This window comes from Gottfriedia acidiceleris, assembly GCF_023115465.1.
Taxonomy (GTDB): Bacteria; Bacillota; Bacilli; order Bacillales; family Bacillaceae_G; genus Gottfriedia; species Gottfriedia acidiceleris_B.
Map to the genome: position 1 here is coordinate 2,269,464 of NZ_CP096034.1, position 15,095 is coordinate 2,284,558.

Sequence of the window (15,095 nt, forward strand, 5' to 3'; positions counted from 1 at the left end):
CAAAGTATTATCGCACCTCAATCAATCACAGGGGTAGAAAATGGCACAGCACCATCAATGGTCGCATTAGGTTTGCCTAGTAATGTAGATCTAGTTACTGATGGAGGAAATGTTAATGCACCAGTTAAATGGGATATTGACTCTTCAGGCTATAATCCAGCCTTAAAGGCAGAGCAGAGGTTTTCGATTTCAGGATTAGTAAACAAGCCTGAAGACATTACTAATCCAAATAATGTCGCACTGTCAACACAAATAAATGTTACTGTACTAGCTTCGTCAACTCCTGAAAAAGATACTAGTTATAAATTCAGTTTTATGGCAATTTCTGATACACATTCCAATGTAAAAGGTGATAGCAATGACCTTATATTAAATGAAACAATGCATGATGCGGTTAATAATAATGTGAAATCAGTTAGCGTCGTAGGTGACCTTACTGATTATGGGACAGATGCACAATACGATACTTTTATGTCAACGATGAATAAATATCCTGAATTAAATCGCAACTATGTATTTGGAAACCATGATGTAAGATGGATGAACGGATTCGAAACCGCTAAAAATAGATTTCTATCCCATACCGGAATGCCAGCTGTGTATTTTGATAAATGGATTAATGGATATCATTTTATTTATTTGGCAACCGAGACGGATGATAAGGACAGTGCTTACCTTTCGGATACGCAACTTAACTGGTTAAAAGTAAAATTGGCCGAGGGCGCTAAAAAATCTAAACCAATCTTTTTATTCGTTCACCAACCATTAGGTAATACTGTGTCAATGACAAGGCCAGAGGATGGCTATCAAAGTGATGAAGTACAGGACCAAAGATTTAAAGATATTGTAGGTGAATATCCTCAAAGCGTATTAATAACTGGACATGTTCATGATGATATTAGACTACCTGGTACTTTATATAATAAACAGTATTTTTCAATGATAAGAGATGGAGCAATAAAATATAACCCTTCTTATTCTAAAGAGCCAGGTGCTCAAGGGCTGATTTTTGATATATATGCCGATAGAGTTGTAATTAATGGAAGGGACTTTGCTAAAAAAAGTACAATTGCTACATGGACAATAAAAAATTATACGACGGATGCGCTTCAAGCGGATCAACAAGCACCAACTTCACCGTCAAATATTACTACAAAGTTAGTAACGGACAAAACGGCAATTCTATCTTGGAATGCATCAACAGATAATTTTAAGGGGAATGTAGGTGTAACTGGCTATGATATTTTTAACGCTGGGACTTTGATTGGTTCTACAACTGGTCGTACAAACTTTGAAATAACAGGACTAAAAGCTAATACAACATATCAATTTACAGTCAAAGCAAAGGATGCAGCAGGTAATTTATCAGAAGAAAGTAGTGCAATTAATGTTACAACATTAGCGTATGATCCGGCACCATACAATTTGACTTTGAACAAGACAGCTACAGCAAATGGTAGCTTAATAGGGAATGACCCTTCAAAGGCCGTTGATGGGTCTGCTAAAAATGATAGTAAGTGGTCTTCGAATACTAACGGAGACAAATGGCTAATGGTGGACCTTGGACAAGACTATGATATTAGTAGATGGATCGTGAAGCATTCTGGAGAAGGTGGAGAAAGCATATCTCTAAATACTAAAAATTATAAACTTCAGGGAAGTCTAGATGGAACTACTTGGAAGGATCTAGACACCGTTGCAGGTAATGTATCTAATAGCACAGACAGGTATTTTAATAAAACAAATGTAAGGTATGTCAGGCTTTACATTACGACACCTCAAAATTATGCTGAAACAGGTACAGCAAATATTTATGAATTTGAAGTATATGGACGAAGCATCGATGTTGATTCGCCTATGACAACCGCAACAACTAACGGGATTATTGGTGACGATGTGTGGAATATAAAGAATGTAAATGTTAATTTCAATGCTGAGGACAATCTGAATGGTACAGGTGTCAATCGTATTGAGACAAGGATAGACGAAGGCGAATGGGTATCCCAAAACCAATTAACTTTGACAGAGGAAGGCATACACAAAGTTGAATATCGTGCGATTGATAACGCAGGAAATGTAGAAGTAACAAAACAACTTATTATAAGTATTGATAAGACGGGACCAATCGTTACAGAATCTGTCCCGATCGATGGCAGTATTTTTGAAAATGATGAGGAAATTACGCCTAAGTTTACATTAGTAGACAATTTTTCAGGTGTTGATAACTCTAAAACAAAGGCAAAACTTGATACGTATGCATACAAAATTGGTTCACCGATTGCATTATATACATTGCCACTTGGTTTACATTCAATTGTAATCTATTCAGTTGACAAAGCTGGTAATATTGGTACAAAAACTATTCAATTTCAAACTATTACAACAAATGAATCTTTAAATGAATTAGTAAAGCACTTTGCTGATACCGAATGGATTGACAATGTAGGAATCGCAAATAGCCTCCACGAAAAGTTAGGAAATAACAATTTGAAAGGTTTCTTGAATGAAGTTAAGGCTCAAAGTGGTAAACACATCACAAATGAGGCTGCAGAATATTTACTTAGAGACGCTCAATATTTGTTGTCACAACAATAATTTGTACAAAAAGATAGAGTAGTAGTTTAAAGGATCCTCAATTTAATCGATTGAGGGTCTTTTTTACTTTCATATTTTATCAGTATAAATGGATTTGAAAATAAACATTTGAATAGTACTCTTTTACCCAATTCCACCTATTTTTAGGATAGAACTCAAAAATTACTATTTGTTAGTGAAAAATATCGTCCTATTTTCTTAGTCTGACATTCAAAAAAGGATATTCCGAATATAAAATTGAATACTTATATGGGCTATAAGCTTGAAAAATATTTTTAAAAAAGGATGTTCTAATTTGACTTTAAATTTAACACTTATGGATAACCAAGATTTTCAGAGATTCCTAGAAATAGCAACTGTTAATTTTGCAAATGATAAAGTGAAAAATGGAAGTTGGAAAGAAGAAACAGCTTTAGAACAATCTAAGGCAGCTTTTCAATCTTTATTACCAGATGGTGAAAATACTGAAAATAACTATTTGAAAAACATTGTTTTAAATGAAGAAACGATTGGTTATATTTGGTATTCTATTAACAAAAAACAAGAGCCAAATTATGCTTATTTATATGAAATTCTCATTTATCCAGCATATAGAGGTCAAGGATTCGGTAAAGAAACGATGAGTATGTGTATACAAGAAATTAATGAGTTAGGAGTAGATGATGTATGGCTACACGTTTTTGGTCATAATCAAGGTGCATTGAATCTCTATCAACAACTTGGATTTGAAATTACTGATTATAACTTAAAGGTTAGTTCTTCTCGCTTTAAATAAAAATAAAAGAATAAATTAATAGTTTAGAGGGAGCTGATCTTCATTCGTCATTCAGCTCCATTTTTTCAAATGTTGTACAGTAATTATTTAAATCTTTTTGAGGAGATATTGAGATAGAATTTTCAATCCAGAATCTAAATCCCCTAAAGATTGGGTAGAAGAAAGTGCAATACGTAAATACTTTTCAGAAGAAGATTGTCCACTCAGAAAACGATCAGAATGAAATACACGTACACCTAATTTTTTTAAATCTGCCTCTAAGTTTACTCCATTACTATGACTATGAATGGGGAGCCAACGGTAAAAACTAAGCGGATGACCAACCTTATTTACAGGGAAATAGGATGAATAGATATCGTTAACAGTTTCAGCTAACTGTTTCTTTTGTTGAACGATTTCATGTGCTTTTCCTGATAAGATCAGTTCAGTAATTACTTCCACATCAAGTGAAGATGTTTTTACGTTAAGATTAAAAATAGCCTTCAAAATTTTTTCGCGTAATACATCCCCAAAAACCATATAAGCAACTCTCAATCCAGAACAGATGGACTTTGATGTACCACAAATATATACGCTTTGTTCTGGCAGTAGGTTATACATAGGTTGTTTGTAATCAGAAATTACTCCCGCAGTTATAAATGCATGTATATCATCTTCGATTAAAATTAAACGATGCTTCCTTATGACAGAAGCTAGTTCAAGTTTTCGAAAGTCTGAAATCATTATAGTGGTTGGGTTACTACAAGAAGGCATTAGGAATATGCCGTGTATATTTAATTGACTACATTGCTTTTCAAGTTCATCCGGTAACATTCCAAACTGGTCGCAGGGGATAGGGATTAATTGAATGTGTAACATTTTTGCCAGCTCAATAAAATTTGAAAAGGTGTAAAAATCTGTTGCAATTCGATTACCTGGCTCAAATAAACTAGCCAAAGCAAGGACCAAAGCGTTCTGAGTACCAGACGCAATTGCTAAATTATCTTGTTTAGCTTTTATACCAAAAGCTTCCATCCAGTTTAGTGCTGCTGCTTTTTGATGTGGGATACCAGTGGGGTCATTGTAATTTAATAATTGATCTAAATAGCTTTTACTGACTACTTTCTGAATTGCTTCAGTCACAATACTATTCGTTTGTTCAAAAGAAGCTACAAAGCCAAGATCAATACTATTTGCTGTTTTATCTGTAGAAATCGTGATTGAATGTGCTGCATTCGGAGCAACAAAAGTTCCACTTCCTGTCATCGCATAGATTAAACCTTTTACTTCACATATCTTGTAGGCTCGAGTGATTGTCGTAAAGTTTAAGTCCAGAAAATCAGCCAATTCTCGCTGTGGTGGTAACTTTGTACCAGGTGCTAGAAAGCCATTAATAATATCTTGTTCTAGTTGTAGTGCAATCGAATGATAAAAAGGACGTTTTAAAGTCAATTTATCGGGTTTCCATGACATTGGATAATTTTCAAATGAATTTACTGGCATTTTTTCACCTCTACTGTTTAATTCCATACAATTATATCATTTTTGTATGGAATTCAAAAAATACAAATCTATATTTAATTGAGTAGAAAGTCAGTAAATATTCTTTAAACTGTACTTGATTTAATTTTTAGAAAATTGTAATCCATACAATTATTTCATTTTTTGTATGGATTCCGTATGTTAAATTAGAATAAATTTAACGATACAGGATGTGAAACTATGAAAAAGGGAAACAAACCTTGGATGGCATTTCGCTTTGCTTTTCCACACACGATACCCATTTTTGCAGGATTTTTATTTTTAGGGATAGCCTATGGGGTTTTTATGAACTCTTTAGGATTCAGTGCCATTTATCCGATTTTGATGGGGCTAACAATTTTTGCTGGATCGATGGAATTTATTGCAGCAAACTTATTACTGATGGGTTTTAATCCAATTAACGCACTTTTACTAACTTTAATGGTGAACGCGCGACATTTGTTTTATGGAATCTCAATGTTAGATAAATATAAAGGCACTGGAAAGAAAAAAATCTATCTAATTTTCGGTCTATGTGATGAGACTTTTTCGATAAATTATACCGCGGATATACCAGATAACGTAGATAAGAGATGGTTTATGTTTTTTGTTACATTCCTTAATCATTTGTATTGGGTAATTGGAGCATCTATTGGAGGAATTTTTGGATCACTTGTAAAATTCAATACTAAAGGGCTTGAATTCGTAATGACTGCCCTTTTTGTTGTTATATTCATTGAGCAGTGGAAAAAAGAGACAAAACATATTAGTGCTCTAACAGGGGTTGGACTTTCAACTATCTGTCTTATTATTTTTGGTGGAGATCATTTCATTATTCCTGCGATGCTTTCAATTCTCGTTACTCTTAGTGTACTTAGAAAACCTTCTAAGAAAGTCGAGGTATCAGTATGACGATGAATATAACACAGCAAATTATCACAGTATCAATGGTTGTTTTAGGTACTATGCTGACAAGATTTCTTCCATTTATCATTTTTCCACCGGGGAAAGTTACACCGAGGTATGTACAGTATTTAGGTAAAGTCCTACCGTCTGCAGTAATTGGACTATTGGTCATCTATTGTTTTAAAAATGTAAATATGCTTTCCGGCACTCACGGTTTGCCAGAGTTTATTTCAGTATTTATTGTTGCGATACTCCATTTATGGAAGAGAATGATGCTTCTTTCGATAGCGGGAGGTACATTTGTTTATATGATTCTTGTGCAATTAGTTTTTTAACGATATAGGAGTGAAATGATGACAAAGTATAGATGGAGTAATGAACAACTTAGAAATCAAGTAAATGTTCTTGATGGAGTAATTAATCCACATATCATTTTAAAAAATGCAACGTATTTAAATTCATATTTGAACCAATGGCTCCATGCGAATATATGGGTTTACCAGGATCGGATCGTTTATGTTGGAGAAGCTCTTCCGGAAAACTTGAATGAAATTGAAGTGGTAGATTGTCAAGGGCAGTACTTAGTACCAGGTTATATTGAACCTCATGCACATCCCTACCAACTCTATAATCCTCTTACTTTAGCGAAGCATGCTGGACAATTCGGTACAACAACATTAATAAACGATAATCTAAAATTATTCTTAGAATTGCCTAGTCAAGCTGCTTTTAAATTATTGAATGATTTTAAAAATATCCCATCAAGCATGTATTGGTGGTGTCGTTTCGACGCACAAACTGAATTTCCGAATAATGATGAGCTATTTAATTCAGAAGATGTTATGTCTTGGCTTGAAAATGAATTAGTATTACAAGGTGGAGAACTAACTGCGTGGCCAAAGTTGCTAAACGGTGACAACCAAATGCTTACCTGGATACAAGAGACAAAGAAATTAAATAAGAAAGTGGAAGGGCATTTTCCTGGAGCTTCAGAACGCACTTTAGCTAAGTTAATGTTATTAGGTGCAGATTGTGATCATGAAGCAATGACAGGAAAAGAAGTACTTTCGCGATTAATGCAGGGCTATATGGTTTCATTAAGACATTCTTCAATAAGACCTGATTTAGAAGTGCTTCTAAAGGAAATTAAAGAGCTCGCTATTCAAAAATTTGATCGTTTTTTCTTTACGACTGACGGTTCACATCCTTATTTTTATGAAAAAGGAATGACTGATGAATTAATAAAAATAGCTATCCGTCACGAAATACCGTTAATTGATTCATATAATATGGCAAGTTATAATGTAGCTTGCTATTATAATATGGAACATTTACATGGTTCCATCGCCACAGGAAGAATAGCAAATATTAATCTACTTGAAAGTAAAGAAAACCCTACACCTCAAAGTGTTTTAGCAAAAGGTAAATGGATCAAGAAAGACGGAAACCTTATCAATCAGTATTTGCCAATCGATTGGGAGAACTATCAATTTTCTAAACTAGATTTAAAGTGGACTTTACAAAAAGAGGATCTGAGTCTTTCAAGTACATATGGTATAAACTTGATAAATAACGTTATTACAAAACCATATGAAAGTATAATTGATGTAGAAAGTGATGAATTATCATACGAACATGATGAATGTTTTCTTTTAATGGTTGGGAAAGATGGTTCTTGGAGATTAAACACGGTAGTGAAAGGATTTGCTAGGCATATAGGTGGATTTGCAAGTTCTTATTCTGGTACTGGAGACATTTTAATCTTAGGCAAAAGAAAATCCGATATGCTAAAAGCTTTTGAAAGAATGAAAGAAATAGGTGGTGGCATGGTATTAGTAGAAGAGAACAAAGTTGTCCACGAAATATCTTTAGCTTTAAAAGGTAGCATGTCTGAATTAGAAATGGACAGTTTAATCCAAATAGAGAAAAAAATGATCAAATTGTTAAAAGAAAAAGGATATAAATACGACGATCCTGCTTTTACGCTATTATTCTTTTCTGCAACCCATTTACCATTTATTCGATTAACACCAAGTGGATTATATGATGTGAAAAATAATAATATAGTAGTTTCAACAGTAAAAAGAGAAACGCCACATAAAATAAAATGAGATACTCTCAATGTATATTTCCAATTTTTAAGGTATGAATCCGAATTGTAGCGGACTCGTGCCTTTTTTGTAATGAACTTTAATTTCCGTTACGATAATATTGAATTAAACATACATCTGATGTCCATTTCTAAACGACAATACAATTAAATTATCAACTTTCTCTAAAAATTTTATTTTCTTTTAATTATCTCTTTACTTTAGTAATTAAATCTTGTTACAATATCTTTCCGTCTGAAAATTCGGCTATTTATTTATATAAAGGGGGTAGAAAAAATGACATCACAACAATTTAAAGAAGAACAACAGTATCTAAACACAATTCAATCTGAAATGGAACGACAGCTAACGAAACTTGAAGGGATTCCCGTTTACACTGGTAGTGATGTAACCGAACAAGTACTTGAAGGAATTCGAGATACGAATCGAAGGAATCTTCGCTTAGCAAAAAACGAACCATATTTTGGGAGAATGGATTTTCAAGAGGAGTATAAAGATTCGGTACCTGTTTACATAGGAAAAGTAGGAATATCAGAACAATCTACAGAAAACCCATTGATAATTGATTGGCGTGCACCAATTGCAAGTATGTTTTATTCGTTTACAGGAGGGGACGATCCTGCCTATTACGAATCTCCGGAAGGGATAATCGAAGGGATAATCTATTTAAAACGAAATATAGTAATCCGCAACAAAAATCTCCAACGTGTTGTAGATACATATGTAAAAGGCGATCAAGATGTATCAACTACTGATGATTTTCTTCTATATCGATTGAGTGAAAACAAAGATAATCGCTTGAAGGATATTGTATCTACTATTCAATCTGAACAAAATGATATTATTCGTTCATCTAAAAATACACCTTTAGTCATTCAAGGAGTAGCAGGAAGCGGAAAAACAACTGTTGCTCTTCATCGACTTGCATTTCTAATTTACCAATACCGTGAAACATTAAGGGCAGATAAAATGATAATTTTTGCACCTAATAATATGTTTTTAGATTATATTTCAAACGTTCTTCCAGAATTAGGTGTAGGTGGCATTCAACAAACAACATTTTCTGATTGGGCATTAAATACCCTCGACCATGAAGTCAAACTAAAGGATTCATCAGAAAACCTAAATAAATGGTTTGCAACTGGTGCTAACCGGCTTGAAATCAATCGTTTTAGTCCAGGTAAATGGAAAGGCTCAACTCATTTTATGTCATATATTGATCGATGTATGGATATGTATGAAGCCTCAGCTGTTCCTGAAAAAGATTTCAAACCTTGGAAAAACAGAAAGATTGATAAAGAAACCCTTAAACATTGGTTTAGTATTGAATATAAACATTATCCACTTGCCAAACGGAGAGAACGCATTGTTGCAAGGCTCAAGAAATGGATTGATAATGAGCTAAAGGTGATAGAAGAAACAAATATAAGAAAAGAGAAAAAGAAAAAAGCTACTCAATATTTGAATTCTTATATGAAACAATGGCCAAAGCATACTGCACTTTCTTTCTATAAATCTCTATTCACAACAACAAAGGATGCTTCTTTTGTAGACGAAATACCAGCAGATATTATTAAATTTACATCTTTAAATTGTAAAAAGAAAGAGATGGATCAGGAGGATTTGGCTCCGCTAGTCTATATTCACAATCGTCTTTTTGGAATTGAGTCAAAGCAAAAGTTCCATCATGTAATAGTAGACGAAGCTCAAGATTTTTCACCTTTCCAAATTGCATTATTAAATAAGATGACGCTTGGAAATTCGTTCACCATTCTCGGCGATTTATCCCAAGCCATTCACGAGTATCAAGGGATTAATACTTGGGATGAATTTTTAGAGATATTTAATAAAAAAGAAGTAACCTATTACGAGTTAAATAGAAGCTATCGTTCTACAATGGAAATTATTCATTTTGCGAATGAGATTATAAAAAAAGCAAATATACCTGTTAGCTTAGCAAATCCAGTATTTAGAAGTGGAGAACAAGTTAAAATACAAGAAGTAGATCATACAAATCGAATTCAAGTAATCATTAATTCCATTCACCAATTAAAAAAGGACAAAATGGATACAATTGCAATTATTGGCCGTACTGAGGATGAGTGTGCAATTTTACATAGTGAATTATTTGCAGCTGGAGAAGAAGTATCTTTTATTCATTCAAAAGAGAGAAAATATGAAGGTGGAATTTCAGTAGTACCGGTGTATCTTTCTAAAGGACTTGAATTTGATGCTGTACTACTTGTTGATGTAGATGATGCGCATTATGAGGAAACGAAACAAGATGCAAAGTTACTTTATGTTGGATGTACTCGAGCACTTCACAATTTGATCGTATTATATACCGGAAACAAATCTCCACTGATTGGAAAATCACCACTTTAGACAGTTTAAATACAATGTTAATTATTTTAACTCAATTAATTAATAATTTACAAAAGAGTATCGATTTTACAGATCGATGCTTTTTTATTTTGACTCGAATGAACTTTCTAAAACTCTTGACTCATAATTTATTAAAACAGACAGAAAATCCTTCTGTTTTTGTCAAGAAATTACCTAAAATATGGTAAATCTTGCTCATTTCAACAAGATTAGTAGTCTATTAATATTGAAGTATTAAATAAAAAGTAGGTGATCATCATCGAGACAAAACAAGAAGTCGTATTGTGTTTGAAGGATTTAAAAAAGGACTATGGTGGAAAATCGGTTTTAAAAGGCATTGATTTAACTATTCAACGTGGACAAATTATTGGTTATATTGGACCAAATGGAGCAGGTAAAAGCACGACTATAAAAATTTTATTAGGACTAGAAGGAAATTACTCTGGGAATGTTGAGATTTTTGCGGAAGAAATTTCAGATCAGAATGTTGAATACAAGAAGAAAATTGGGTATGTTCCTGAAATTGCTGAACTGTACGAAAATCTTACAGCTAGAGAGTATTTAACATTCGTTGGAGAACTATATGGGATGGATTTTAATAAAGCTGATGATAAGGCTTTGAAGTTAATGAAGGTATTTGGTTTGGAGGAAGTTTATTTATCTCGAATTTCTTCTTTTTCAAAGGGGATGAGGCAAAAAGTCCTAATCATTTCAAGTTTAATACATAATCCTGATTTATTGTTTTTGGATGAGCCACTAAGTGGGCTTGATGCAAATAGTGTAATGGTTTTTAAAGAAATTCTAGCCATTTTAGCTGCAAATGGAAAAACGATTTTTTATTCATCACATATTATGGATGTAGTAGAGAAAATAAGTAATCGAATTATTTTGATCAATGATGGTAAAATCGTTGCAGATGGTAGTTTTAAAGAATTAAAGGAGCAAAATGAAAAAGGATCATTGGAACAGATTTTCAATCAGCTTACAGGGTTTAATGAACATCAAGCTTTAGCTGAGGAATTCGTATCAATTGTTAAAGGGGGATAATTATGAAGGATTTCCCTATGTTAAAAATCTTAGCCTTTTTTCGACCTATATTTGAACTGTTCGGTGTTGAATATCCAGTCATGCGTAAAATATTAGCAGTTAAATTAACAATGGATAGCCGTAGGACACCGACCATTTTTAATCAAAACAACAAAAAAACAAAGAAAGACGAAGAAAATGGAATCACAAAATCATTAGGAATATATGCTTTACTTAGTCTGATGCTCATTCCATTAGTGCTTTTTGGAAAAAGTTTTGTGTATGAAATGAGCGCTTTTTTTGGCATTATTATGTTCCTCATCATGACATCAATGATCTCGGATTTTTCAACAGTCTTACTTGATGTGAAGGACAAGGGGATTCTTCATACAAAACCAATTGGGAAAAAGACGATTACTGCTGCAAAAATGGTACACATATCAATCTATCTTTTATTAATAACGACATCAATTACAGCTTTGCCAGTCATAGTTGGGACATTTAGACATGGATTTTTATTCTTAATTTTGGCGATTGTAGAGCTACTTCTCATCAATTTATTCATAGTTGTCTTAACGTCGATTATCTATTTTTTCATTTTAAGATTTTTTGATGGTGAAAAGTTAAAAGATATTATCAATTACGTCCAAATCGGACTATCAATTTCAATTGCTGTAGGTTATCAACTTGTTGGTAGAGCATTTAGCTTTGTAAATCTAGATATGTCATTTTCGCCTACTTGGTATCATTTTCTTATTCCCCCAATATGGTTCGGTGCGCCATTTGAGTTAATTTTAAATCGTAACACAAGTACATATCTTATTGGATTTTCTATTTTGGCAGTAATAATCCCTATTATTGCGATCATGTTCTATAGTTTATTGATCCCGTCCTTTGAGAAAAATCTTCAAAAATTATCAAATAATAGTGGCATGAATAGAAAAAAAGACAGTAATTGGAAGAAGTGGCTGTACAAAGTATTTTGCAGTAATAATGAAGAAAAGGTATTTTTTAGATTTGCAGATAATATGATGCGAAACGAGAGGGAATTCCGTTTAAAGGTTTATCCATCATTGGGATTATCACTCGTTCTTCCATTCGTTTTTCTATTGAATCAATTACAAATTTCTTCCTATCATCATATCGTTTCAAGTAGGAGTTATTTAACGATTTATTCGTCTTGTTTAATCATTCCGAATGCAATCGCAATGCTAAAATATTCCGGGAAATATAAAGGTGCTTGGATTTATAAAACAGCGCCAGTATCAAACCTCGCACCATTATATAGTGCAACTTTAAAAGTATTTATCGCAAATCTATATTTTCCTATCTATTTTATTTTAAGTTTAATTTTTATAGGAATCTTTGGTTTTGTCATTTTACCTGATCTATTAGTTGTTTTTGTAAGCTCCATTTTATATACAATTATTTGCTCAAATTATCTTAAAGGAACACTTCCATTTTCAGAGTCGTTTGAGGATGCTCAACAGAATTCTGGTATTAAAATAATGATTGCCTTAGTTTTAGGCGGGTTATTAGCATTAATTCACTGGGGGATAACTTTTATTCCATTTGGTGTAATGATCTACTTAGTATTGCTAATTATCGTGACTTTCTTTTCGTGGAAGCACGCTTATAAAACGATTTGGAATTTTTGGAACGAAGAATTATGAATAGTATTTATTTCTAAAAAGTAGAGGGCCAATGCTTTCTACTTTTTATATTTTATTTCTTGGGTAAGATAAACAAGTGACTTGAGCAATTAAATAGAACTTTTTAGTTGATTGGGATAATATGGGATTGTAGCTTGAATAAAAAGTTTGTGAGAGGACGTTGACTATGTCTAATTTATTCAAACCATTCAAATACAAAGGATTAGAATTAAAAAATCGTGTTGTAATGCCACCTATGTGTCAATATTCAGTCCATTTAAAAGATGGGATACCAACAGATTGGCATTTCGTTCACTATACTAGTCGAGCAATCGGAGGTACGGGTTTAATCATTATTGAAATGACAAATGTTGAAGATCGTGGCCGCATTTCAGATTATTGCCTAGGAATTTGGAGTGATGACCATATACCGGCATTTAAGCGAATTATCGATGAATGCCATAAATATGGTGCAAAAGTTGCGATTCAAATTGCTCATGCAGGACGTAAAGCTGAAGATGCTCCAATTCCAGTGTCCTCCTCACCGAACGCTTTTAACGAGAAATCAAAAACTCCACATGAGTTAACAAACATAGAAGTTAAAGAAATGGTTGAAAAGTTCAAAAAAGGTGTAGAGCGCGCGGTTCTTGCTGGTGTAGATACGATTGAGCTTCATGGTGCACATGGCTATCTTATTCACCAATTTGCATCTGCTTATACGAATCAAAGAACAGATGAATATGGACAAGATAAATTTTTATTTGGAAAAGAAGTTATTAAAGCAGCTAAAAGTGTAATGCCAGCTGAAATGCCACTTATCATGCGAATTTCTGCATTAGAATACGTAGAGGGAGGCTATGGACTAGATTATTCTGTGGAAATGGCTAAAGCATTCCGTGATGCAGGTGTCGATATCTTCCACATTTCATCCGGTGGTGAAGGTCCAATCGGTTCAGGAGGTAGACCTGGATCTCATCCTGGATATCAAGTCAAATTGGCTGAACAAATAAAGAAAGAAGTAGAAATCCCTGTCATTGCAGTAGGGAAATTAGATGATGCTAATCTTGCAGAATCTGTACTTGGCAATCAAGAAGCTGATTTAATCGCTGTTGGTCGTGGGATGCTAAGCAATCCTTATTGGGCGAATGAAGCTTCTATCCTTCTTGATGGGAAACCTTTGACTCCAAAACCGTATGAGAGAGCATATTAAGAATAAATTAGTAGAAAAGTACGCTGAGTGATCAGCGTACTTTTTAAATCAGGCTATAAAAAAATCGGATAGTTTCTAACTAGACCTCATTTTGAATTTACTTCATCAAAATATGGTTTGTTCGCAAAATAGTACATAACAGCCATCATAAATTCTCCACCAATAAGATTTCCTATTGTTACAGGAATAAGATTTCGAATTATACCTGATATAGAAATAGTGGCAGGATGATCAATTACAAGTGCAATTGCAAAGGAGCACATATTGGCAATACTATGCTCGTAACCGGACATAAAGAAACAAAATACAAATAACATCATCGCAGTAATTTTTGTTAGATTTTCAGTTTCACCAAAAGACATTGGTATGAAAAAAGCAAGACACACGAGCCAATTACACAAGATACCCCTTGCGAACAAATGGAAAATAGAATTATCTATTTTATGTTCGACAACTGATAATAGAAATGCACTTGAGTCAGGAGCATCAAAAAGTCCAGTAGTATAAATAATAAAAGCAAAAAGACATGCCCCTAATACATTTCCTACATAACTATATACCAAAAGCTCAAAAACTTTAGGCCATTTCATTTTATCTCTCAATGCAGCATAGGTGTAATAAAATGTATTCCCAGTAAAGAGATCTCCACCACCATACCAAATCAACACAATAGCTGCTCCAAATGTTAATGCAGCAATTGGGTAAGCAACAGGAGAATTAACTAAGAAAAATCCGTTCCCTGTCTTGAATGCTACCATTACACCGAATCCAATAAACATACTTGCAAGCATACTTCTTAATACGTAGCGAAGATGGCTTTGTTCAAATATTTTTTGTTTCTTTAAGGCTAACTTTTCTACTTCTAACAACGGTTTTACTTCCATCGAATCACCCCTTCTTAATTTGTCCATAAATGTTTAAGAAATAGCATTTTT

At 33.4% G+C, this 15,095-nt stretch carries 11 protein-coding genes; 9 read left to right on the top strand and 2 right to left on the bottom strand.

What is annotated here, in order from left to right; all coding sequences use genetic code 11:
* Window positions 1–57: 57 nt before the first annotated feature.
* Window positions 58–2,595, top strand: coding sequence for an OmpL47-type beta-barrel domain-containing protein (locus tag MY490_RS11025; RefSeq protein WP_248269228.1), 2,538 nt, complete (start codon window positions 58–60; stop codon window positions 2,593–2,595).
* A gap of 295 nt (window positions 2,596–2,890) precedes the next feature.
* Window positions 2,891–3,370, top strand: a complete 480-nt coding sequence (locus MY490_RS11030; RefSeq protein ID WP_248269229.1) for a GNAT family N-acetyltransferase — start codon at window positions 2,891–2,893, stop codon at window positions 3,368–3,370.
* 87 nt (window positions 3,371–3,457) lie between these two features.
* Here MY490_RS11030 and MY490_RS11035 read toward each other — a convergent pair whose 3' ends face one another.
* Complete coding sequence (locus tag MY490_RS11035) at window positions 3,458–4,852, bottom strand: aminotransferase-like domain-containing protein (RefSeq protein ID WP_248269230.1); 1,395 nt, start codon at window positions 4,850–4,852, stop codon at window positions 3,458–3,460.
* A gap of 219 nt (window positions 4,853–5,071) precedes the next feature.
* On the opposite strand from MY490_RS11035, the gene azlC reads away from it, so the two are divergent.
* From azlC to MY490_RS11070, 7 genes are all read left to right on the top strand, one after another.
* Entirely contained in the window at window positions 5,072–5,782 is a 711-nt protein-coding gene (gene azlC, locus MY490_RS11040; protein WP_248269231.1) for an azaleucine resistance protein AzlC, read from the top strand.
* Window positions 5,779–6,111 (top strand): branched-chain amino acid transporter permease, encoded by a 333-nt coding sequence (locus tag MY490_RS11045; protein ID WP_248269232.1) that lies wholly within the window; start codon window positions 5,779–5,781, stop codon window positions 6,109–6,111. The genes azlC and MY490_RS11045 overlap by 4 nt, the downstream gene beginning before the upstream one ends.
* An 18-nt stretch (window positions 6,112–6,129) precedes the next feature.
* A complete protein-coding gene (locus tag MY490_RS11050; protein WP_248269233.1) occupies window positions 6,130–7,887 on the top strand; it encodes an adenine deaminase C-terminal domain-containing protein in 1,758 nt (585 codons plus the stop codon).
* A gap of 276 nt (window positions 7,888–8,163) precedes the next feature.
* Complete coding sequence (locus MY490_RS11055) at window positions 8,164–10,272, top strand: HelD family protein (protein WP_248269234.1); 2,109 nt, start codon at window positions 8,164–8,166, stop codon at window positions 10,270–10,272.
* A 288-nt stretch (window positions 10,273–10,560) separates the two neighbouring features.
* On the top strand, window positions 10,561–11,319 hold the full coding sequence (locus MY490_RS11060; RefSeq protein ID WP_248269235.1) for an ABC transporter ATP-binding protein: 759 nt from the start codon (window positions 10,561–10,563) through the stop codon (window positions 11,317–11,319).
* 2 nt (window positions 11,320–11,321) lie between these two features.
* Entirely contained in the window at window positions 11,322–12,971 is a 1,650-nt protein-coding gene (locus MY490_RS11065) for a hypothetical protein (RefSeq protein ID WP_248269236.1), read from the top strand.
* A gap of 166 nt (window positions 12,972–13,137) precedes the next feature.
* Complete coding sequence (locus MY490_RS11070) at window positions 13,138–14,160, top strand: NADH:flavin oxidoreductase/NADH oxidase (RefSeq protein WP_248269237.1); 1,023 nt, start codon at window positions 13,138–13,140, stop codon at window positions 14,158–14,160.
* An 86-nt stretch (window positions 14,161–14,246) separates the two neighbouring features.
* Here the strand turns inward: MY490_RS11070 and MY490_RS11075 are convergent, their stop codons facing one another.
* Window positions 14,247–15,044, bottom strand: coding sequence for a formate/nitrite transporter family protein (locus MY490_RS11075; protein ID WP_248269238.1), 798 nt, complete (start codon window positions 15,042–15,044; stop codon window positions 14,247–14,249).
* Window positions 15,045–15,095: the final 51 nt, after the last annotated feature.

Excerpts from the sequence above, each read along its gene's own strand:
- MY490_RS11025 (WP_248269228.1), top strand. The coding sequence starts at position 58 with ATGGTCGCATTAGGTTTGCCTAGTAATGTAGATCTAGTTACTGATGGA.
- MY490_RS11070 (WP_248269237.1), top strand. The coding sequence starts at position 13,138 with ATGTCTAATTTATTCAAACCATTCAAATACAAAGGATTAGAATTAAAA.
- MY490_RS11055 (WP_248269234.1), top strand. The coding sequence starts at position 8,164 with ATGACATCACAACAATTTAAAGAAGAACAACAGTATCTAAACACAATT.
- MY490_RS11065 (WP_248269236.1), top strand. The coding sequence starts at position 11,322 with ATGAAGGATTTCCCTATGTTAAAAATCTTAGCCTTTTTTCGACCTATA.
- MY490_RS11045 (WP_248269232.1), top strand. The coding sequence starts at position 5,779 with ATGACGATGAATATAACACAGCAAATTATCACAGTATCAATGGTTGTT.
- MY490_RS11050 (WP_248269233.1), top strand. The coding sequence starts at position 6,130 with ATGACAAAGTATAGATGGAGTAATGAACAACTTAGAAATCAAGTAAAT.
- MY490_RS11035 (WP_248269230.1), bottom strand. The coding sequence starts at position 4,852 with ATGCCAGTAAATTCATTTGAAAATTATCCAATGTCATGGAAACCCGAT.
- azlC (WP_248269231.1), top strand. The coding sequence starts at position 5,072 with ATGAAAAAGGGAAACAAACCTTGGATGGCATTTCGCTTTGCTTTTCCA.
- MY490_RS11075 (WP_248269238.1), bottom strand. The coding sequence starts at position 15,044 with ATGGAAGTAAAACCGTTGTTAGAAGTAGAAAAGTTAGCCTTAAAGAAA.